This window comes from Bacillus sp. 5w2, from assembly GCF_054353775.1.
Window position 1 is genome coordinate 1 of the sequence record NZ_JBTIWT010000014.1, and the last position, 20,180, is coordinate 20,180.

The window sequence follows — 20,180 nt, forward strand, 5'->3', positions numbered from 1 at the left end:
GCCTCCATCCGGCTGTTTGTCTCCATCTGGTTGTTTATCTTCACTTTTAATTGGTTCAAGTTTGTCTTGTTCAAATACAAGTTGTACGTCATGCGTTTGTTTATAATTTTTTGATGCCATCTCAATAAATACTTTTGTATTTAGTTTTTTTGATAAATCAGCTACTTCAAACTCTACTACTCTTGTATCTTTTTCTTTATCTTCACTCACTACTTTTGCATCAACAAATGCACCATCTTTTTCTGTTTGGAAATTTTTAATTAATGAGCTACTCTTTAGCGTTACAATTGCTTTTTTCTTACCATTTTCTACTTTCAATACTCCTGGATTTTTCATGTAACTATTCATTTTAGATTCTTCATCTGTTTTATCTTTTAATACTTTGAAAGGAATACTGTACGCACCATCTTCAATTGTGTTAGAATTTGGTTGTTGATTTGGGTCAGGCTTTTGGTCGGGCTTCTGACCTGGATCCGTAGTTTCATTTGGATCTGGCTTATTAGCTGGGTCCTCTTTTTCATCTGGTTTTTCTACATGAATTGGTGTAATACTATTTTGGTCGAATGAAATACGAATGTCATAGTAATGATGATAATTAAACGCATCAATATCAACTTTTACTTTTGCATTTAATATCTTCTCTACATCTTCCACATCAAATTCTACTACTCTTGTATCTTTTTCTTTATCCTCACTAATTACATTTGTCTCAACGAGCTGACCTGCTTTTTCTGTTTCAAATTTCGTAATCCATGAACTATGCGTTAACGTAAAGGATACTTTCTTTTTCCCATCCTTCACTTTTAAAGTTCCTGGACTTACAGAGTATTGATTCATCATGGATTCTTCATCTGATTTGTCTTTAAGAACTTTGAAACCAATTGAATATTCACCGTCAGCTAGTTGACTAGCAGCTTGAACCGCAAGGGGTTGTAATGTTGATACGAATGTAAATACCATTAAAAACATCGCAACAACCATTTTAAAATATTTATTCAATGGAATACCGCTCCTTTATTTAGTTTTGACGTACTTTACGGATTAAGAAAACACCTGAAATTAGAATTAGCGCTGCAAACAATCCAATACGTGCTTCATCGCCTGTTTTGGGGTTATCTGTTTTTTCAGCTTTTCCATTTTCATTTTTTGTTTCTTTGTTCGCTTCTTTAGCTGTTTCCTTACTCTCTACTTTTGTTTTCTCTTCTTTTACTTGTGTATCTGTTTTCGCTTGGTCATTATTTTTTGTTGTAGCAGCTACACCGTTATCGCCACCTACCGCTTTTACATTTGCATCAAACGCAAAGCGAATTGTGTAGTGATGGTCATAATTCACATCTGGTACAACAACATGAATCTTTACAGCTGCTGGTTTAGATAAGTCGTCTATTTTAAACTCTACAGTTCTTTTATCTGCTGATTCATCTTTACTAACAACTTTCGCATCAATAAAATTCCCATTCTCAGGTGCTTTAAATTCTGTAATCCAAGCACTATGATTCATCGGAATTTGTACTCTCATCTCACCATTTTTTACAACTAACTTAGCTGGTTTTTCAAAATAATCATTTGCCATTGAAGCTGAATCATTTTCCGCTTTTTGAATGACATAGTTAATATCATAAGTACCGTCAGCTAGTTGTGCTGAAGCTTTCCCATATGGCATGACAAGAACAGCTAGCATACATACGAACGTTATAATAAAAGCGGGTAATACAGAAATCTTTCTCATTTGGCTTACTTCCTCCTTGTTTATCTTTCATCCACACTCTTTTGAAAATGATAATTATTCTCAATTTATAAGAAAAAAATAATAATCCTCTACCATTATTTAATTGTACTTTCTTTATGTACTGTAGATATTATTGATTATCATTCTCACTTGATATTAAAAATAATATCCCTCTCTATTCCGTATAAAGAGCGATTCCTATTTTAACATAAGTCCCTATCCTATTTGTTGATTATCATTCTCAATGAAACTCAAAAAAAATAAAACTATCCATTTTCCTACTCTATCACCTCTATCTACAAAAATGATATCGTTATAGAAAACCTTATACCTTTCACTCCTCACTTTCCTTCCAATATTTCCACAACTAAGTCAATCTTAGCCTACTCGTAAATTTTTTGTCAACTATATTACGTATAAAATTTTTAATATCTAAATTTCTCTATATACGGCTTTTTCTACAAAAAAAGAGGCTTTCTTTCATAGAAAGCCTCTTTCCTCTATTTTTCTACAGCAATTTCCTGCTTTTGAAACTTAGAAACTATATAACCAAATCCTATACCGATTATGCCTGGAACTAGCCAACCAATGCCTACACTATATAATGGAATCTTATCTAAAATAGGGGCTAGCGCTGCGATTTGAAGGTTTGCATTGTGTAATCCATCAAAGAAACTTATTGCAAATGCTCCTACAATACCACCTACATACATCGCTAATGGAAGACGAACGTAGTTTTCAACAAGTGATAATACAATCAGCACGATACCAATTGGGTAAATTGCAATTAAAATCGGTAATGCTAATGCATTTAACTGAGTTAATCCAAGATTCGCTACCATAAATGCTAATACACAGAAAATGAAAACGACCTTTTGATAAGAAAGCTTTGGTAATAAGGAAGAAAAATATTCCCCACAAGCTGCAACAATACCTACAGAAGTTGTTAAACATGCTGCTGTAATTGCAATTCCTAATAATAAAGTTCCATAACTACCAAACAAATGATTTACAACGTTTGTTAAAATAATTCCTCCGTTTGCTCCCATTCCAAGAGACACACTAGAAGCTCCCAGATAAGCAAGCGCTAAATAAACAAGTAGTAAACCAAGCGCTGCAATAAATCCTGCAAAGATTGTTACTTTTGCAATGCTGTTCTTATTTGTAACACCTTTTGCTTTTAACGCATTAATCACAACATTTCCGAAAACAAGTGCTGCAAGTCCATCTAAAGTTAAATATCCATCAATAAAACCTTTAAAGAGCGGAGCACTATACGCTTCTGTCGGTGCACCAAATTCTCCAATTGGTGTAATAAGTGCTTTACCTACGATAATTGCAATAACAGCTAACAAAATTGGAGTTAACACTTTACCAATGCGCCCCACTAATTTCGACGGATTTAAAGCTAGATAGAAAGTTACGGCAAAGAAAATAAATGTAAAGATAACAAGTGGATATGATTGACCAGCTATCTCACTTGGTAAAAACGGTGCAATACTCATTTCATAAGCAACAGTTCCTGTACGCGGTACACTTACGAATACGCCTAAACATAAATAAATTGCAGTGATAAAAACTAGTGCGAATATAGGGTGTACACGCCCTGCTAGCTCATTAATATCTCCCTTTAAAGCTATAACAATTACCCCTAATAACGGTAGCCCAACTCCTGTTACAATAAAACCAAACAACGCGATCCATACATCTGTTCCAGCACCTTGTCCTAATGCTGGTGGAAAAATCATATTACCCGCACCGAAAAATAGTGCAAATAACATTAAACTTATTGCAAACATCTCAGAAAACTTTAAAGATGATTTCATTTCTACTAACCTCCTAATTTTTTATTTAACAAAATATTCTGAATTAAAATCCGTCATATATCCTCTTTCAAGCATACTTCCCCATAAAAGAACGCAAAAAACACCCGTCCCTAACAAAGGGACGAGTGTTGAAATCGTGGTTCCACCCTTATTCTAATAAAATGAATTTATAACGAAATAAGCTCATTTTATAGCTCGTGTAAATTGATAACGGTTTTATCCGCCAAGAATTACAATGCATCATGCATGCAGTTCACTCTTGAAGTTTAGAGGTGGTAAGCTTGTCTTTTCGTATTAGGAAGCTCACAGCCTAAGGCTTCCCTCTCTGAGAATCGTAGAAAACAACTCATGTCCTCATCATTACTTTTATAAAATATCTTGTCGAAACTTGTTGTTTTTTATTATATGGGCTATTTTTTAAAAAATCAATAGTTTTATTTTTTCTGACAAAAAAATATAGGGAGAAAATTTCCCCTCCCTATAACTGCCCTATTAATAATTCTAATTCTTCAGCTGTAATGTCTCTCCACTTTCCTACTTCAAGATCATTTAGCTCTATATTCATAATGCGTTCTCGCTTTAGTTTTGTCACAGTAAACCCGAAAGCACGGCTCATTCTACGAATTTGTCTGTTCATCCCTTGCGTTAAAACGATGCGAAATGTAGACTGATCAACTCTCGTCACTTTACATGGCTTCGTCATGCCATCTTTAATCTTTACACCGCTGGACATCTCATCAATAAACCAATCTGTAAAAGGTTTATCGACTGTGACAACATATTCTTTCTCGTGCTCATGATCACCATGTAAAATTTGATTCGCAATCGCACCATCATTTGTTAATAAAATAAGTCCTTCTGACGCTTTATCCAATCGCCCAACAGGAAAGATACGCTCTGGGTAATTGATATAGTCAATAATATTATCTTCAATATGATCGGCTGCTGTACAAGTAATGCCTACTGGTTTATGAAAGGCAATATACACCTTTTCCTTCTCTTCTTTTGCAATAACCTGTCCATCAATCGTCACGACATCACCATCGCTCACAGGTGCACCGTGCGTACATATTTCACCGTTAATAGCCACGCGTCCAGCTTTAATAAGACGATCTGTCTCACGTCTTGAGCAGGATTTTGCTTCGCTTATGTATTGGTTGATTTTCATGTCTTATTCCTTTTCACATATATTAAAAGCGTCAATCTATGGCAATATCATTATGCCACGATTGACGCTTTTTCACTTCGCAAAAACAACTAAATAAATAACCCCAATCACCAAAAATATTCCGCAACAAGCTAACAATACTTTTGCAAGTTTGTCCATAAACATATAATGGTTTCCCCTTTGTTTCGTTGTTTTCTATTTTAATTCGACAACTGTCACGCCTAGGCCTCCCTCGCCCATGTCACCGTAGCGGTAGTTTTTCACGCCGCGATGTTTCTTCAAGTAGTCTTGTACACCTTGGCGAAGCGCTCCTGTTCCTTTACCGTGAATAATTGAGACGCGAGGATAGCTTGCAAGCTGGGCATCGTCTAAATATTTTTCAACACGCATCATTGCATCTTCATAACGTTCACCACGAAGGTCAAGCTCTAAGGAAACGTGATAATCTCTTCCCTTCACACTTGCAACTGCTTTTTTCTCAGTTTGCTTCGGTGTATTAATGTATTCCATATTGGATTCTTTCACTTTCATCTTCAGAATACCAATTTGTACGCTCCACTCTGTATCACTTACCTTTTCAAGTAATTGACCTTTTTGACCGAACGTTAATACTTTTACTTCATCACCTGCGCGTAATTGTTGTTTCGGCGCTGTGTTTTTCACGTTTACTTTTTGTTTCTTCACAAGCTCTGGCGCCGCACCTTCTAGACGGCTCTTCGCTTCAATAAGCTCATGGTCTTTCACGTTTACAAGCTGTGCTTTACGCAATTGACGAAGTTCTTGAATAATGCCTTCTGCTTCTTTCTTTGCAGCTTCGACTTTTTCTTCCCCTTCTTTTTGCGCTTTTAATAATTTTTCATCGCGCTCATCATTAAATTCAATAATTTGACGCTGTAATTCGCGATGCAGTTTTTCAGATTGCTTACGAAGTGCTTCTGCTTCGTTCCAGTCACGTTCTGCGTTCTTTTGACTTTCTTCTAACTTCGCAATCATATTTTCAATTTTGTTTGTATCTGTACTAATGTGGTTACGAGCTTGATCAATCACGCGATCAGATAATCCAAGGCGTTTCGAAATTTCAAAGGCATTACTACGTCCTGGTACACCGATTAATAATTTATACGTTGGGCTTAATGTGTTCACGTCGAACTCAACGCTCGCATTAATAACTTGCTCACGATTATATCCGTATGCTTTTAATTCTGGGTAATGCGTCGTTGCAACAACGCGAGCACCACGATTACATACTTCATCTAAGATTGAAATTGCTAATGCAGCCCCTTCTTGCGGGTCTGTTCCAGCTCCTAATTCATCGAATAAAACTAAGCTTTCAAAATCAGCTTTTTCTAAAATATCAACAATGTTCACCATATGTGAGGAGAACGTACTTAAACTTTGTTCAATCGATTGCTCATCACCGATATCAGCAAAGATATTTTTGAATACACAAATCTCTGATTCATCCATTACTGGAATATGAAGACCAGATTGTGCCATTAGTACACAAATACCAACTGTTTTCAGCGTAACTGTTTTACCACCTGTATTCGGTCCTGTAATAACAATTGTCGTGAAATCTTTACCTAACATAATATTATTTGGCACGATAATTTCCGGATCAATAAGCGGATGACGTGCTTGTCTTAAATCCATATAGCGCTCGTTATTTACGATTGGCTTCGTTGCTTTAATACGCTTCGCATAAAAAGCTTTCGCAAAGATGAAGTCAAGATTCGCAACTACTTCTACGTTCGATAAAACGATATCCGCTTCTACTGCCACTTCTTCTGTTAACATCAATAAGATGCGTTCGATCTCTTGTTTTTCTTTCACTCGTGCTTCTTGAAGCGCGTTATTTAATTCTACAATGACTTGTGGTTCAATAAATAACGTTTGTCCAGAAGCTGATTGATCGTGAACAATACCGCCATATACGCCGCGGTATTCTTGTTTTACTGGGATTACGTAACGTTCGTTACGAATCGTTACAATCGCGTCAGACAGCATCTTTTGCGCGTTGGAAGAACGCGTCATGTTTTCTAACTTTTCACGAATACGGCTTTCCGCAGTACGAATTTGAGTACGAATACCACGCAGTTTATCACTTGCGCTATCGACTACTTCACCGCCATCACCGATGCAATTTGTAATCTTCTTTTCTAAATCATATAAAGATACAATTTGAGCAACATGAGTTTCTAAAATGGGAAGCTCGACACCATTATCAACCATATCTTCAATGAAACGTTTCATATTGCGACTACCATACATCGTATTGGCAATATCCAGTAGTTCATTCGGGCTTAACATACTTCCAATCTTTGCACGCTTCACATTTGAGCGAATATCCGTAATACCACCTAATGGTGCATTACCTTTCAAACGAATGACTTTCGCTGCTTCATCCGTTGTATCTTGCATTTCTACGATTTCTTCAAAATCAGTGCTCGGCACTAAATGCTTCACTTTGTCACGGCCAAGTGAAGAGGCTGTATGTTCAAGTAATTGTTCTTTTACTTTATTGTATTCTAATACACGCAACGTTCTTTCTAACATGTTGCAGGTCCCCCTTGTGTTACTTATTACGTTTAATATAGTCTAATAAACGTTCAATATCCCATGTGTTAATTACGTTATCTTTTTGAATCCAACCTTTACGTGCCGCTGCTACACCTGTTTCCATATCTTCTAACATTTCAAGCGTATGAGCATCCGTATTAATCGCTACTTTTACACCAGCATCTTGTGCTTGTTTTAATAATTTCGCGCTTAAATCTAGACGGTTTGGATTCGCATTTAATTCTAAAACTGTATTTGTCTCTTTTGCGAGTTCAATTAATAAATCTGTATCTACATCATAACCCTCACGACGTCCAAGAAGACGTCCTGTCGGATGAGCAATCATTGTGACATGCTTATTCTCTAGCGCAGCGCGAAGACGTTTCATAATCGTTTCACGGTCTTGTGAGAAGCTAGAGTGAATCGCTCCAATAACATAGTCTAATTCTGCTAGTACTTCATCATCAAAATCAAGTGTTGCATCCGGTAAAATATCCATTTCAATTCCGCGTAAAATTGTAATGTCTGGATACTTTTCATTCATACGTTCAATTTCTTTCGCTTGTTCACGAAGGCGCTCTTTCGTTAAACCGTTCGCTACTTTCAAGTATTGTGAGTGATCAGTGATTGCCATAAACTTATATCCACGAGCGCGGCACGCTTGTACCATTTCTTCAATAGAAAAAGCACCGTCACTCCACGTTGTATGCATATGTAAATCACCTTGTATATCGGAAAACTGAATTAAGTTTGGATACTCTTTAATTAATTCAATTTCTTTTCCATCTTCACGCACTTCTGGCGGGATAAACGGAAGACCGAAATGAGCAAAGAACTCCTCTTCTGTTTCAAACGTCTTCACTTCACCTGTTTCTAAGTTTTCTACACCGTACTCACTAATTTTCTCGCCTTTATCTTTTGCGATTTGACGCATTTTCACGTTATGGTCTTTTGATCCTGTGAAATGGTGAAGCGTTGTAATAAATTCTTCTGGTTTTACTAAACGGAAATCGATTGAAATATCATATTCATATTGAAGACGAACAGAAACTTTCGTATCTCCACTTGCGATTACTTCAATCATATTATCGAATTGCAGTAAATGCTCACGTACTGCTACTGGTTCTGTCGTTGCAATGATAAAGTCTAAATCTTTCACTGTTTCACGAACACGGCGCAAACTACCAGCGCGAGAGAAACGAATTACTTCAGCAATATTCGACAATTTCTCCTCTATTTCCCCGGCAATAGGCAATACCATCGCGATTGGTAAACGCTCTGGACGAGAGCCTACTTGATCAATTGCTTCTAATATTTTCTCTTCTGTCTTCTTACCGAAACCTGCTAAAGCTTGTACTTTATTTTCCTCACAAACCGCTTTTAGCGATTCCATATCAACAACACCAAGTTCTTTATATAACTTAGCTACCTTTTTACCACCAAGGCCTGGTAATTTTAATAACGGTAATAAGCTACTTGGCACTTCTTTTTCAAGCTCTTGTAATACTTCAGATGTTCCCGATTCTATATATTCTTGAATAACTGCCGCTGTTCCTTTTCCGATACCTGGAATCTTCGTGAAATCTTCAATTTCAGAAAGACTGCGATCGTCACTTTCTAATGCTGCTGCCGCCTTACGAAATGCAGATATTTTAAATGGATTTGCGCCCTTTAGTTCCATAAAAAGCCCGATTGTCTCTAGTAATTTAATAACTTGTTTTTTATTTACTTTCATCATTACCCCGCCTTTCTTTCATAGAAAAAAACTCCTCTTTCCGAAAAAAGAGAAGTTATACTCTGCTACCTGTCTGCCATAGTTCCTTCACCTTTTCAGAGAGAATCGGTGTATCGTCTACAATTATTTTGCTAATTGATGATTTTTGTAATGGTGTTTGTACTTGTTCAATCGGAAGAATGTTTCCAATGATAATTAAGACAAACAAAATAATATATACTTCTAAAAATCCGAGGATTGCCCCCGCAAACGCATTTACTTGCTTTAAAACCGGTATTTCTGCAAACATATTTAACAAATTACCAAGTAACGAAAGTGCAATTTTTGTGATAATAAACAATATGATAAACGCAAGCGCTTGATAAAATACTGTCTCAATATTATTTGCATCAATCCATTCTGGAACAGATACGTTTTTATCAAATGGATACGGAATAAATTTCGCAAGTGCTGGCGCTAAATCTTTACAGTACCAGTATGCAACAAGGTATGCGATAATAAAGCTTGTTAACTTTACAAGTTGCAGAATAAACCCTCTGCGTAAGCCGAGGAAAAATCCCATAACAAGCAGTAAAATGATAATAATATCAATCATGTTATTCCATTCCTTTTTTTGTCATACTTTCTTTCAATTTCTCATGTTCTTCTTTTAATTTTATGTAATCGTGTATGACGTTTACCGCCGTCAATACCGCTAGTCTACTCGTGTCAAGCGAAGGATTCTTGGCATTGAGTTCGCGCATTTTATCATCCACAATCGCTGCTACCATGCGGATATGACTTGTACTTTCATCGCCAACAACTGAATATTGCTGACCATAGATTTCTACATTAATTCGACTTTTCTTTCCCTTTTGTTGTGACAACTCACCGGCCTCCAATCACGTACAGAATCCTAAAGTTTATCATACCATGAACCTTCATAATATGGAAACAGAAAGAACAATCCGATATGATAAAAATAACAATATAAAAAAAGGGGCGACCATTATGTCAAATTCTATCGTAATTCAAACAAATTCTACAGTAATTGAAGACATGAAACAACAATATAAACACTCGCTTAGCCCGAAAATCCCGCAAGGCGGGATCTTCATGGCAAAGGTACCATCTTGCACAATTACAGCGTATAAATCTGGAAAAGTAATGTTCCAAGGCGGACGTGCTGAAGCAGAGGCTTCTCGTTGGCAAACTGTCTCTCAAACACCGAAAACAGCTGTAAAAAAATCTGTCGATTCACACCGTTATGCACCGCCTACTTCCATTGGTACAATGTCTATCGTAGGGTCAGATGAAGTTGGTACTGGTGATTTCTTCGGGCCGATGACAGTAGTTGCTGTATATGTGGATGCGAAGCAAATTCCACTTTTAAAAGAACTTGGTGTAAAAGACTCTAAAAACTTAAATGACGATCAAATTACTGCCATTGCGAAACAACTTCTACACGTTGTTCCTTACAGTTCTCTTGTCCTTCATAATGAAAAATATAACGAACTATTTGATAAAGGAAACAACCAAGGTAAGTTAAAAGCTTTACTACATAATAAAGCTATTACAAACTTATTAGCTAAAATTGAGCCTACAAAACCTGAAGGCATCTTAATCGACCAATTCACACAACCTGATACATACTACAAATATTTAGCAAAACAAAAACAGGTACAGCGTGAAAATGTTTACTTCGCGACGAAAGGCGAAAGCGTCCATTTAGCAGTAGCCGCTGCTTCTATTTTAGCTCGCTACTCATTCGTAAAACAGTTTGACGAATTAAGTAAAAAAGCTGGTATGCCACTTCCAAAAGGTGCTGGTAAACAAGTTGATATCGCTGCTGCTAAATTAATTCAAAAACTTGGTAAAGAACGATTACCTGAGTTTGTGAAACTGCATTTTGCTAATACGGAGAAGGCGTTTCGCTTATTAAAATAGTATCGACAAAAACAGGAGCCTACAAACTCCTGTTTTTTGTTTCACCCTACTATCGACCTTATATTTTTGTTACAATATAAATATACAGATTATTCAAATTAAGGAAGGGGATTCCCATTTCTACTTCTACAAATGATTCTAAATATCTTACTAGGTGACCCACACGAAAGACAGTTCGAAATTAGAGAAAACATTCAGCTACTAAGTGAACAACGAGAGTTCAACGATTTAATAGAACGCTATGGCCGATCTTTCTTATTAAACTTTCGGATCCGAAGATTTATCGGGAAACACGATGCCCGCTTGTTAATACATAATCCAGCAAAACTACAACACTTCTGTGAGGAACTTGAATGTATGATTAGAAAAAGGAGGTTTTTCATATGAACGCTGTAAAAGTGAAAAAGTTATTATATGTTTTCGTACACCTCGTAGGCCCGCTTTCTTACTTCATTATTTCTACCATTTGGGGAGTTTTATTCACTACTAAATCCACATTCGAAAACATATCTGATAATCTTGGCGTTATGGCCATCTATTACGTGTTCATAAGCTTACTGTGGTTTTTCTATTTAGATCGATTAGACAAAGATGTAGATAACATTACAAAAGAAATTAACGATAATAAGATGTAACACATAAAAAGGAGAGCCGCCAAGACTCTCCTTTTTTATGTTAGCTTCGTTTCTGCTTCTTATTTGATGAAGATACTTTATGAGAACCTGTTTCATGTGTCGTCGTTCCTTGTCCTTCTATTTCTGGAGAACCAAGGCTTGATCTTGAATGATCTTTTTTCACTTTTTTACTCATTTATATTCACCCCTTCGCGTTACTTTTTGCTACGAGGTACTAAACTATTCAAAATAAAAAGCGAGAGGAAATCCTCTCGCTTTTTTCATATTTTAGAACTCAGAAGAACCTGGAGTTCTTGGGAATGGAATTACGTCACGGATGTTAGCCATGCCAGTGATATACATTAGGAAGCGCTCGAAACCTAGACCGAATCCAGCGTGTTTTGTACCGCCGTATTTTCTAAGTTCTAAGTACCACCAGTAGTCCTCTTCGTTCATACCTAATTCTTTAATTCTGTCTACTAAAACGTCCATTCTTTCTTCACGTTGACTTCCGCCGATTAATTCGCCGATGCCAGGAACTAGAAGGTCAGTAGCAGCTACTGTTTTTCCATCTTCATTCATACGCATGTAGAACGCTTTAATGTCTTTCGGATAGTCAGTTACGAATACAGGGCGTTTGAAGATCTCTTCTGATAAGTATCTTTCATGCTCTGTTTGTAAGTCAATACCCCATTCTACTGGGTATTTGAAGTCAGCACCTGATTCTTGAAGTACTTTAATTGCTTCTGTATATGTGATACGACCGAAGTCAGAGTTAATCACATTGTTCATACGCTCTAGAACTGTCTTATCAACGAAGCTGTTGAAGAATTCCATTTCTTCTGGCGCATGCTCTAGTACGTATTTCATTGCATATTTCAGCATATCTTCTGTAAGATCCATTACGTCACCTAATTCAGCGAATGCAATCTCAGGCTCAACCATCCAGAACTCAGCAGCGTGGCGAGTTGTGTTTGAGTTTTCTGCACGGAATGTAGGTCCGAATGTGTATACATCACGGAATGCTAATGCATAAGCTTCAGCGTTCAGCTGTCCACTTACTGTTAAGTTTGTTTCTTTGCCGAAGAAGTCTTTTGCTTCATCAACTTGTCCGTCTTCACCTTTTGGTACGTTGTTTAAATCTTGCGTTGTTACGCGGAACATTTCGCCAGCACCTTCTGTATCACTACCAGTGATGATTGGTGTGTGAACATGTACGAATCCACGCTCTTGGAAGAACTGGTGAATCGCAAATGCTGCGATAGAACGTACGCGGAACGTTGCAGAGAATGCATTTGTTCTTGGACGTAAGTGAGCGATTGTACGTAAGTATTCAAACGTATGACGTTTCTTTTGAAGTGGGTAATCAGAATCTGATAAACCCTCGATATCAATTTTTTCTGCTTTAATTTCAAATGGTTGCTTCGCTCCAGGCGTTGCAATTACTTTACCTTCTACTTTAACTGAAGAGCTAAGTGGAAGTTTTGCAATTTCTTTGAAGTTCTCTAATTCTGTATCGAAAACGATTTGAACGCTTTTGAAGAAGCTACCGTCGTTTAATTCGATGAAACCAAATGCTTTTGAATCACGTAAGTTACGAATCCACCCTGATACTTGTACTGTTTGACCTGCGTATTTATCTGTATCTCTATACAGACTTTTTACTAATGTGTTTTCCATAGTGAAATTCTCCTTTGCTGATATATTTAAATACAAAAAAACCTTTCATCCATAAAGGGACGAAAGGTTAAACTTCGCGGTACCACCCAATTTGTCATAAAGACCAACTTTAACTCGTATGTAATACATACTTCCCGGTTTGTAACAGGCCGGATTCCCGTCTAAGTCTACTCTTGAATACAAGATTCAATTTCGGTTAGCAACTCCAAGGTGTTCTTCACATATACCGCCTCATCAGGCTCTCACCATCCCTGACTCGCTTTGGATTATAGTATATACTACTTTTCCTTATCATCGTCTTTCGTTTTGTTAAACTAAAATTAATGTACTACATTCGAGAGAAAGATGCAAGATGCCAGAAAATATATAAGCGATTTTTATAATATATCGACTTACCGACATCTTTAGACGATTGTGCAATAAAAAAATTGCCGGAATGAATCCGGCAATTTTCTAATTACTTACGTAACTCCGCACCGAATTTCTCTTCTACCGTTGTTAACACACGGTTATGTGCTTCTGTTACTTCTTCGTCTGTTAACGTACGTTCTGCATCGAAGTAGGTCATAGAGAATGCAAGTGATTTCTTGCCTTCTTCCATTTTTTCACCTTCGTATAAGTCGAATAGCGTTACGTCTTTCAGAAGTTCTCCGCCAGTTTCAGCAATAACTTGCTTCATTTCACCAGCTTTTGTTTCTTTCGTTACGACAACAGCCATATCACGTGTCATAGATGGGAAACGTGGAATTGCTGAGTAATAAGTTTCCTCTGCGTCTGCACCGAATACTTTTACAAGAGATAATTCGAATACGAATGTATTTTTCACATCTAATTGTTTTTCTGCTTCAGGATGCAATTGACCGATGAAACCAATTACTTCGCCATCTAATACGATGTCAGCTGTACGACCTGGGTGCATACCTTCACGTTTTGCTGGTGCATATGTGATTTGGTTTGAAACGCCAAGTACGTCGAATAGTCCTTCTAGTACACCTTTCATAACGAAGAAGTCTACTACTTTCTTCTCACCTTGCCATGCATGGTGAAGAGCAAGACCTGTCATTACACCTGCAAGATGTTGTTCTTCTTTCGGAAGTTCTCCTGCTTCTGTTGGCAAGAAGATAGAACCTACTTCGTATAAAGCAACGCTATCGTTTTTACGTGCAACATTGTATGAAACTGCTTCTAACAACTGTGGCACTAAGCTTAGACGAAGTTGGCTACGCTCTTCACTCATTGGAAGTGCAAGGTTTACAGGAGCTTTTTCATTTGGCTCAACCATATATTGCTTCGCTTTATCAGCGCTTGTTAATGAATATGTGATCGCTTCATATAAACCAGCACCCTCTAGGAAGCGACGTACTTTACGACGTTTCGTTTGTGCTGCTGTTAATTTACCACGAGTCATCGTTCCAGAAGGTAATGTAACTGGAATGTGATCATAACCGTATAAGCGGCCCACTTCTTCTACTAAGTCTTCTGAAATTGTAATATCAGGACGACGTGCTGGTACATTCACATGGAATGTTCCTTCTACTTCTGTGAATGGGAATTTCAAGTTTGTGAACATTGTACCCATTTCACTTGCAGAAATATTTGTACCTAATACACGGTTTACTTTTTCAGCAGTAACAGATACTGTACGCTCTTGTACTTGTAAGTTGTCAGCTTCTACTACACCTTCAAGTGCTTCTCCTCCAGCGTATTTCGCCATTAAAGCAGCTGCGTGTTGAATTGCTTCAAATGTACGTGTCGGGTCGATTCCTTTTTCGAAACGTGCACTTGATTCACTGCGAAGACCTAAGTCTTTTGATGTACGGCGCACTGTTTGACCTGCGAAGTATGCAGATTCAATTAAAACGTTTACTGTCTCATTTGTAACTTCAGAATCCGCTCCGCCCATTACACCAGCAACAGCTAAAGCTTTTGTGCCGTTTGTAATTACAAGGTGGTGGCTTTGTAATGTACGCTCTTGATCATCTAACGTTTCAATTTTTTCGCCTTCTTTTGCAAGACGAACAACGATTTCTTTTGAACCTAATTTATCGTAATCGAATGCATGTAACGGTTGACCGTATTCCATTAAAATGTAGTTTGTAATATCAACTACGTTGCTAATTGGACGAATGCCAGCTGCCATAAGGCGAGTTTGCATCCACATTGGTGATGGACCAATTTTTACGTTTTTAACCATTTTTGCAATATATAATGGGTTTTCTTCTTTCGCTTCTACACTTACTGAAATGTAATCAGAAGTTTTTTCTGCAGTTTCTTGTAAGTCGATAGCTGGAAGTTTTACTTCACGGCCATAAATAGCAGCTACTTCATATGCAACACCTAACATATTTAAGCAATCAGCACGGTTTGGTGTTAAACCAAGCTCAAGTACTTCATCATGTAAGTTTAAAATTTCAAGTGCATCTGCACCAACTTCAGCGTCACTTGGGAAGATGAAGATACCATCTGCATATTCTTTTGAAACTAATTTCCCATCAATGCCAAGCTCTTGAAGAGCACAAACCATACCGTGAGAAGCTTCACCACGTAGTTTTGCTTTTTTAATTTTGAAGTTACCAGGAAGTACAGCGCCAACTTTTGCAACTGGTACTTTTAAACCTTTTGCAATATTCGTAGCTCCACAAATAATTTGAACTGGCTCTTCTTCACCGATATCGATTAAGCATTTGCTTAATTTATCAGCTTCTGGGTGTTTTTCACACTCTAATACGTGACCAACTACAACACCTTTTACACCTTTATTTAATACTTCAACACCTTCTACTTCAATACCACTTTTCGTGATTTTGTCTGCTAGTTCTTGTGCTGTTACATCTTTAATATCTACATACTCTTGTAACCAACGATATGATACGAACATACTTATCCTCTCCTTCCCTTACGCTCGTTTGAATTGTTGTAAGAAACGTACATCATTTGTATAGAAATGACGAATGTCATCTACGCCGTATTTCAACATTGCGATACGCTCTGCGCCCATACCGAATGCGAAACCTTGATATTCTTTTGAATCATAACCAGCCATTTCAAGTACGTTCGGGTGAACCATACCTGCGCCTAAAATTTCAATCCAGCCAGTTCCTTTACAAGTGCCGCAACCTTTGCCGTGACACATCATACAAGAAATATCCATCTCTACAGATGGCTCTGTGAATGGGAAGAAACTTGGACGAAGACGGATTTCACGATCTTCACCGAACATCTTTTTCACGAATACTTGTAGTGTACCTTTTAAGTCACTCATGCGAATGTTTTTATCAATTACAAGACCTTCAATTTGCATGAACTGATGTGAATGTGTCGCATCATCGTCATCGCGGCGATACACTTTACCAGGACAAATAATTTTAATTGGGCCTTTTTCTTTATTATTTTCCATCGTACGTGCTTGCACAGAAGATGTATGTGTACGTAATAACGTTTCTTCTGTAATGTAGAATGTATCTTGCATATCACGCGCTGGATGATCTTTCGGTAAGTTTAATGCTTCGAAGTTGTAGTAGTCTTTTTCTACTTCTGTTCCTTCAGCTACTTCATAACCCATACCGATGAATACATCTTCAATTTGCTCAACAACAGCTGTTAACGGATGGTGACAACCTGTTTCAACAGGGCGACCTGGTAGTGTAACATCAATTGTTTCAGTAGCTAATTTCGCTTCAATTACTGCTTTTTCTAAGTTACCAATTTTGTCGTCTAGACGCGTTTGAATCGCTTCACGTACTTCATTTACTAGTGCTCCCATACGTGGACGCTCTTCTGCTGATAATTTTCCCATGCCGCGTAATACTTCTGTAATTGGGCCTTTTTTCCCTAAATACGCTACGCGTACGTCATTTAAGCCCTTTAGCTCTTTCGCTTCTTCAATAAGCTCTAACGCTTTTTGCTTTAGCTCTTTTAAACGTGCTTCCATTTGGAACCCTCCTAATTTTAAAAATAAAAAAACCCCGCTCCCAAAAAGGGACGAGGTAAATTCGCGGTACCACCCTAAATTGACAGAACATGTCTGCCCACTCATTAGTTATAACGGTCAATTCTGACCGGAACGCCTTTACATATACATGGTCCTGGCGCCAACTCCAGAGGTGAATTCACTTCCGTCTACCATAAGAATGCTTTCAGTCTAAGGCATTCTCTCCCTATATGGCGATTTTGTAAGTTACTCTTCTCTATCAACGTTTTTCGTTATTTAACTTTTAATATAATATACTTCAACTTATTATAAGAAGTTTTTTATTTGTTCGCAACTGGGCTTTGTAAATAATACGTTAAAATCCCTGCTGCAACTGCAACATTTAATGATTCTGCCCCGCCGTAAATCGGAATATACAAGTTTTGATCCGTTTTCGCAAGAATTTCTTGGCTTACGCCGCTTCCTTCATTTCCTACAATTAATGCAAAACTACCGACCGGTGTTACTTCACCATACGGAACTCCATTTTCAAGAGCTGTTCCATATACAGGAACGTGTTGTTCTTTTAGCTTGTCTACCCATTCTTCTAAGTTACCTTTTACAACTGGTAAATGAAAAATAGAACCTTGTGTAGAGCGAAGCACTTTACTATTATATGCATCAACGCACCCTTCTCCAAGCACAACGGCATGAATACCAGCTGCATCAGCTGTACGAATAATTGTCCCTAAGTTGCCTGGGTCTTGAAGGCCATCTAATAAAAGAAACTTCCCATCTGCAAGAGCTACTTCACTCTCGTGTTTCTCACAAACAGCAAATACACCTTGCGTCGTTTCTGTTTCACGAAGTACTTTTACGATTGCTTCAGGCACGATATACATTTCCACATCATTAACTGTCCAATCTTTCGGAAGATCTGTCTGATCAGAAACGATAAGTTCTGTTACAACTCCTGCTTTTAAAGCTTCCTCCACTAAGTGGAATCCTTCTACAAAAAATAAACCTTTTTTATCGCGCTCTTTTTTCGTCTGCAGCTTTTTCCACTGCTTCACGCGCGGATTTTGTACTGAATCAATGTTTTTCATAATATGTATTTCCCTCTTTTCTTGTCCTATCATTATAGCCTATTTTTCATACATATTTACATAAAAAAGAACAAAAACTAACGTCAGTTTCAATTCTGAAGAAGAGGTGAGAGCTATGAGTTTTAATTTACGTGGTGCTGTATTAGCGAATGTATCCGGAAATTCACAAGACCAATTACAAGAAACGATTGTCGATGCAATTCAAAGCGGTGAAGAAAAAATGCTGCCAGGTCTTGGTGTTTTATTCGAAGTCATTTGGAAAAACGCTGATGAAAATGAAAAGCACGAAATGTTAGAAACGCTAGAGCAAGGATTAAAAAAATAAGCAATTTGAAAATCACCTTCGCATAAGCCAAGGTGATTTTTTTACGAAAATTTTTTTCTTCTCCTAAACATTTCTACTTTACTAACGCTACCCCGATGGAGTACAATGTTCAAAATACATTTAAACCGATCGATTTTTCTTCATATACACCATTAGATTAAAGGAGTGAATGTTTTATGCACCGTATTACGCTTGAACAAATTTTCAAACACCATATTACACAAAAATACGTAAATCGTTCTGGGATGGTCCACGCGATTGCTGTCGCTTACCATGCGTTTCACTTAGCTAAAAAGCATCACGCCTCAGTCGATGCTGCGACAAAAGCCGGTTTCCTTCATGATATCGGACATCATACGTGGTACACAGGCGGCGAATGGGACTATGACTTATATAAAAAGAATGATATACACGCAATTAAAGGAGCAGAAAGAGCTCATAAATTGCTTATTAGATTAGGAGAACATCCGAAACTAGCAAAAGAAATTTCTATTGCAATTCTTCTTCATACAGATTCTTTCTTAATACAACAAGAAATTGAAAGAACATCTCTTCAAAACATTATTAAATGGGCAGACGAAGCAGATGAAGAACCGGGCGGAGCGCACCATTATAGAACAATTTCTTATGAAAAAGCACTAAAAGCGATTCAGCAGTTAGATCGATTGGTAGAGCGTGAATTACAAATAGAGCAATCGAAATCGAACAATAAGGCAGAACATAGTTATCAATAATAAAAGAGGCATCACTATAGGGTGATACCTCTTTTATTATTTTATGGAAAATACACCTTTGTATGTAATATTTAAACATTACACCCGAAAACGAAATACTTTATAATTAAATATACAAATGTAAAGAGGTGATTTTATAAATGCAACCCGCTACACAACTTTCTAATGAACAGAAATACTCTATGTCATGGGGACAATTTATTAGCTCCGTTTTATTCGCTTTTTTCGGAACCGGACTTATTACTGTGTTCCTCGCAATGCCCTTAACAATTTATACAGCAGGTCTTACAGATAAAAAACAAATTGCCCTGTATGAATCTATCGTAAATACCGCAAGTATCGTATTACAACTAGCCGTGTTGTTATTCTTCATTTTTAAATTCGAACCCGCAAAAAAATTACTACTAAAATCATTTAACTTTAAAGCACTGAAAGAATGGCGTACATACGTATACTTACTTCTTTTCTTCGCTATAAACATTTTACTCAATTACATCTTATTAAATTATATGTTCCAAGACGCAACAAAGCAGCAATCTTCCGCACTAAACTTAGACGTTTTTAAGCAGTATCAAATATTATTACTTCTCGGTTTCGCTATACTTACACCAATTTTTGAAGAACTTATTTTCCGTGGCTTTATACTTCGCTTCTTCTCAGAGCGCTTTCCATTTTGGATTGCAGCGATCTTAACAAGCTTCTTCTTCGGTATCGTTCATACATACTCACTTGGAGTAATGGTCATTACTTTCTTCATGGGATTATTAATGGCCATTTTATGTAAAAAAACAAAATCCATTATTCCAGCTATGTTATTTCATATTATGAATAATATGTTGGCATTCTTGAGTTAGAAAGAGGTATCATC

19 protein-coding genes and 3 other annotated features are annotated in these 20,180 nt (G+C 37.2%); of the genes, 6 read left to right on the forward strand and 13 right to left on the reverse strand.

Translation table 11 applies throughout. The features are described 5' to 3' along the window. The 8 genes from ACXY7N_RS20555 to zapA all read right to left on the reverse strand — a co-directional run. On the reverse strand, positions 1-999 hold a 999-nt coding region (locus tag ACXY7N_RS20555), incomplete at its 3' end, for an NEAT domain-containing protein (RefSeq protein ID WP_488592589.1). Between the two features lie 19 nt (positions 1,000-1,018). Beyond that, a complete protein-coding gene (gene isdC / locus ACXY7N_RS20560; RefSeq protein WP_488592590.1) occupies positions 1,019-1,729 on the reverse strand; it encodes a heme uptake protein IsdC in 711 nt (236 codons plus the stop codon). A 500-nt stretch (positions 1,730-2,229) separates the two neighbouring features. Further along, on the reverse strand, positions 2,230-3,555 hold the full coding sequence (gene brnQ6 / locus ACXY7N_RS20565) for a branched-chain amino acid transport system II carrier protein BrnQ6 (RefSeq protein WP_098560936.1): 1,326 nt from the start codon (positions 3,553-3,555) through the stop codon (positions 2,230-2,232). Between the two features lie 114 nt (positions 3,556-3,669). Further along, positions 3,670-3,925, reverse strand: a binding site (T-box leader). 108 nt (positions 3,926-4,033) lie between these two features. Further along, positions 4,034-4,723, reverse strand: a complete 690-nt coding sequence (locus ACXY7N_RS20570; RefSeq protein ID WP_016086033.1) for a 23S rRNA pseudouridine(2604) synthase RluF — start codon at positions 4,721-4,723, stop codon at positions 4,034-4,036. A 195-nt stretch (positions 4,724-4,918) separates the two neighbouring features. Beyond that, positions 4,919-7,279 carry an endonuclease MutS2 gene (locus ACXY7N_RS20575; RefSeq protein WP_016086032.1) on the reverse strand — a complete coding sequence of 787 codons (2,361 nt, stop codon included), beginning with the start codon at positions 7,277-7,279 and terminating at the stop codon, positions 4,919-4,921. 19 nt (positions 7,280-7,298) lie between these two features. Then, positions 7,299-9,017, reverse strand: a complete 1,719-nt coding sequence (gene polX, locus ACXY7N_RS20580; RefSeq protein ID WP_098486255.1) for a DNA polymerase/3'-5' exonuclease PolX — start codon at positions 9,015-9,017, stop codon at positions 7,299-7,301. A 55-nt stretch (positions 9,018-9,072) separates the two neighbouring features. After that, positions 9,073-9,612: a CvpA family protein gene (locus ACXY7N_RS20585; RefSeq protein ID WP_000565409.1), complete on the reverse strand. Its 540-nt coding sequence runs from the start codon at positions 9,610-9,612 to the stop codon at positions 9,073-9,075. 1 nt (position 9,613) lies between these two features. After that, entirely contained in the window at positions 9,614-9,883 is a 270-nt protein-coding gene (zapA, locus tag ACXY7N_RS20590; RefSeq protein ID WP_000082701.1) for a cell division protein ZapA, read from the reverse strand. A gap of 124 nt (positions 9,884-10,007) precedes the next feature. Here zapA and rnhC point away from each other — a divergent pair, with 124 nt between their 5' ends. The 3 genes from rnhC to ACXY7N_RS20605 all read left to right on the forward strand — a co-directional run bounded on the left by rnhC (position 10,008) and on the right by ACXY7N_RS20605 (position 11,578). Further along, positions 10,008-10,943 (forward strand): ribonuclease HIII, encoded by a 936-nt coding sequence (gene rnhC, locus ACXY7N_RS20595; protein WP_016135426.1) that lies wholly within the window; start codon positions 10,008-10,010, stop codon positions 10,941-10,943. Between the two features lie 132 nt (positions 10,944-11,075). After that, entirely contained in the window at positions 11,076-11,330 is a 255-nt protein-coding gene (locus tag ACXY7N_RS20600; protein ID WP_033659778.1) for a hypothetical protein, read from the forward strand. Beyond that, positions 11,327-11,578, forward strand: a complete 252-nt coding sequence (locus tag ACXY7N_RS20605; RefSeq protein WP_016086028.1) for a hypothetical protein — start codon at positions 11,327-11,329, stop codon at positions 11,576-11,578. Before ACXY7N_RS20600 ends, ACXY7N_RS20605 begins: the two co-directional genes overlap by 4 nt. A gap of 40 nt (positions 11,579-11,618) precedes the next feature. Here the strand turns inward: ACXY7N_RS20605 and ACXY7N_RS20610 are convergent, their stop codons facing one another. The 5 genes from ACXY7N_RS20610 to ACXY7N_RS20630 all read right to left on the reverse strand — a co-directional run bounded on the left by ACXY7N_RS20610 (position 11,619) and on the right by ACXY7N_RS20630 (position 18,286). Next, positions 11,619-11,753 carry a YuzL family protein gene (locus tag ACXY7N_RS20610; RefSeq protein ID WP_016086027.1) on the reverse strand — a complete coding sequence of 45 codons (135 nt, stop codon included), beginning with the start codon at positions 11,751-11,753 and terminating at the stop codon, positions 11,619-11,621. Positions 11,754-11,845: 92 nt separating this feature from the next. Beyond that, positions 11,846-13,237: an asparagine--tRNA ligase gene (asnS, locus tag ACXY7N_RS20615; protein WP_016086026.1), complete on the reverse strand. Its 1,392-nt coding sequence runs from the start codon at positions 13,235-13,237 to the stop codon at positions 11,846-11,848. A 52-nt stretch (positions 13,238-13,289) separates the two neighbouring features. Beyond that, positions 13,290-13,541: a binding site (T-box leader), on the reverse strand. A gap of 153 nt (positions 13,542-13,694) precedes the next feature. Then, positions 13,695-16,115, reverse strand: a complete 2,421-nt coding sequence (gene pheT, locus ACXY7N_RS20620) for a phenylalanine--tRNA ligase subunit beta (RefSeq protein WP_016135427.1) — start codon at positions 16,113-16,115, stop codon at positions 13,695-13,697. Positions 16,116-16,133: 18 nt separating this feature from the next. Then, positions 16,134-17,168, reverse strand: a complete 1,035-nt coding sequence (gene pheS / locus ACXY7N_RS20625; protein ID WP_000388217.1) for a phenylalanine--tRNA ligase subunit alpha — start codon at positions 17,166-17,168, stop codon at positions 16,134-16,136. Positions 17,169-17,211: 43 nt separating this feature from the next. Then, positions 17,212-17,440: a binding site (T-box leader), on the reverse strand. A gap of 48 nt (positions 17,441-17,488) precedes the next feature. Then, a complete protein-coding gene (locus tag ACXY7N_RS20630) occupies positions 17,489-18,286 on the reverse strand; it encodes a TrmH family RNA methyltransferase (RefSeq protein WP_016086024.1) in 798 nt (265 codons plus the stop codon). Between the two features lie 82 nt (positions 18,287-18,368). Between ACXY7N_RS20630 and sspI the strand changes: the two genes are divergently transcribed. The 3 genes from sspI to ACXY7N_RS20645 all read left to right on the forward strand — a co-directional run bounded on the left by sspI (position 18,369) and on the right by ACXY7N_RS20645 (position 20,166). Beyond that, the gene (gene sspI, locus ACXY7N_RS20635) at positions 18,369-18,578 is read left to right on the forward strand and encodes a small acid-soluble spore protein SspI (protein ID WP_000009509.1); all 210 of its coding nucleotides are present in this window, start codon (positions 18,369-18,371) and stop codon (positions 18,576-18,578) included. A 176-nt stretch (positions 18,579-18,754) separates the two neighbouring features. Beyond that, a complete protein-coding gene (locus ACXY7N_RS20640; protein ID WP_016086023.1) occupies positions 18,755-19,312 on the forward strand; it encodes an HD domain-containing protein in 558 nt (185 codons plus the stop codon). 140 nt (positions 19,313-19,452) lie between these two features. Then, the gene (locus ACXY7N_RS20645) at positions 19,453-20,166 is read left to right on the forward strand and encodes a CPBP family intramembrane glutamic endopeptidase (protein ID WP_488592591.1); all 714 of its coding nucleotides are present in this window, start codon (positions 19,453-19,455) and stop codon (positions 20,164-20,166) included. Positions 20,167-20,180: the final 14 nt, after the last annotated feature.

Excerpts from the sequence above, each read along its gene's own strand:
- isdC (WP_488592590.1), bottom strand. The coding sequence starts at position 1,729 with ATGAGAAAGATTTCTGTATTACCCGCTTTTATTATAACGTTCGTATGT.
- brnQ6 (WP_098560936.1), bottom strand. The coding sequence starts at position 3,555 with ATGAAATCATCTTTAAAGTTTTCTGAGATGTTTGCAATAAGTTTAATG.
- ACXY7N_RS20570 (WP_016086033.1), bottom strand. The coding sequence starts at position 4,723 with ATGAAAATCAACCAATACATAAGCGAAGCAAAATCCTGCTCAAGACGT.
- ACXY7N_RS20575 (WP_016086032.1), bottom strand. The coding sequence starts at position 7,279 with ATGTTAGAAAGAACGTTGCGTGTATTAGAATACAATAAAGTAAAAGAA.
- polX (WP_098486255.1), bottom strand. The coding sequence starts at position 9,017 with ATGAAAGTAAATAAAAAACAAGTTATTAAATTACTAGAGACAATCGGG.
- ACXY7N_RS20585 (WP_000565409.1), bottom strand. The coding sequence starts at position 9,612 with ATGATTGATATTATTATCATTTTACTGCTTGTTATGGGATTTTTCCTC.
- rnhC (WP_016135426.1), top strand. The coding sequence starts at position 10,008 with ATGTCAAATTCTATCGTAATTCAAACAAATTCTACAGTAATTGAAGAC.
- ACXY7N_RS20600 (WP_033659778.1), top strand. The coding sequence starts at position 11,076 with ATGATTCTAAATATCTTACTAGGTGACCCACACGAAAGACAGTTCGAA.
- ACXY7N_RS20605 (WP_016086028.1), top strand. The coding sequence starts at position 11,327 with ATGAACGCTGTAAAAGTGAAAAAGTTATTATATGTTTTCGTACACCTC.
- ACXY7N_RS20610 (WP_016086027.1), bottom strand. The coding sequence starts at position 11,753 with ATGAGTAAAAAAGTGAAAAAAGATCATTCAAGATCAAGCCTTGGTTCT.
- asnS (WP_016086026.1), bottom strand. The coding sequence starts at position 13,237 with ATGGAAAACACATTAGTAAAAAGTCTGTATAGAGATACAGATAAATAC.
- pheT (WP_016135427.1), bottom strand. The coding sequence starts at position 16,115 with ATGTTCGTATCATATCGTTGGTTACAAGAGTATGTAGATATTAAAGAT.
- pheS (WP_000388217.1), bottom strand. The coding sequence starts at position 17,168 with ATGGAAGCACGTTTAAAAGAGCTAAAGCAAAAAGCGTTAGAGCTTATT.
- ACXY7N_RS20630 (WP_016086024.1), bottom strand. The coding sequence starts at position 18,286 with ATGATAGGACAAGAAAAGAGGGAAATACATATTATGAAAAACATTGAT.
- sspI (WP_000009509.1), top strand. The coding sequence starts at position 18,369 with ATGAGTTTTAATTTACGTGGTGCTGTATTAGCGAATGTATCCGGAAAT.
- ACXY7N_RS20640 (WP_016086023.1), top strand. The coding sequence starts at position 18,755 with ATGCACCGTATTACGCTTGAACAAATTTTCAAACACCATATTACACAA.
- ACXY7N_RS20645 (WP_488592591.1), top strand. The coding sequence starts at position 19,453 with ATGCAACCCGCTACACAACTTTCTAATGAACAGAAATACTCTATGTCA.